General features: G+C 58.3%; 1 protein-coding gene. It reads right to left on the bottom strand.

The window, feature by feature from the left end:
- The coding region (locus D8V06_RS15665; protein WP_130931263.1) for a phosphopyruvate hydratase at window positions 1-796 on the bottom strand (796 nt) is incomplete at both ends.

The raw sequence follows: 796 nt of genomic DNA, 5'->3' as shown, positions 1-796 counted from the left end.
TTGCCGTTCAACTGCTCTTCGATACGCAGCAGTTGGTTGTACTTGGAAACGCGGTCGGAGCGGCACAGCGAACCGGTCTTGATCTGGCCAGCCGAGGTGCCCACAGCCAGGTCGGCAATGGTCGAATCTTCGGTTTCGCCAGAGCGGTGCGAGATCACTGCGGTGTAACCGGCAGCCTTGGCCATCTGGATGGCTTCCAGGGTTTCGGTCAGGGTGCCGATCTGGTTGAACTTGATCAGGATCGAGTTGGCGATCTTTTTATCGATGCCTTCTTTCAAGATCTTGGTATTGGTCACGAACAGGTCGTCGCCTACCAGTTGGGTCTTCTCGCCGATCTTGTCGGTGAGGATTTTCCAGCCAGCCCAGTCGGACTCGTCCAGGCCATCTTCGATGGAGATGATCGGGTAACGCTCGGTCAGGCCTTTGAGGTAGTCGGCGAAACCTTCAGCAGTGAACACCTGGCCTTCACCGGACAGGTTGTACTTGCCGTCTTCGTAGAACTCGCTCGCGGCGCAGTCCAGCGCCAGGGTCACGTCGGTGCCCAGCTTGTAACCGGCATTGGCCACGGCTTCGGAGATCACTTTCAACGCGTCTTCGTTGGACGCCAGGTTCGGTGCGAAACCGCCCTCGTCGCCAACGGCGGTGCTCAGGCCACGGGCCTTCAGCACGGCTTTCAGGTGATGGAAAATCTCGGTGCCCATGCGCAGACCTTCCGAGAAAGACTTGGCGCCAACTGGCTGCACCATGAATTCCTGGATGTCGACGTTGTTATCGGCGTGCTCGCCACCGTTGATGA

Origin of the sequence: Pseudomonas sp. Sample_24 (assembly GCF_004307605.1) — a bacterium.
GTDB lineage: Bacteria > Pseudomonadota > Gammaproteobacteria > Pseudomonadales > Pseudomonadaceae > Aquipseudomonas.
This window is presented reverse-complemented; position numbering and strand designations above follow the sequence as displayed.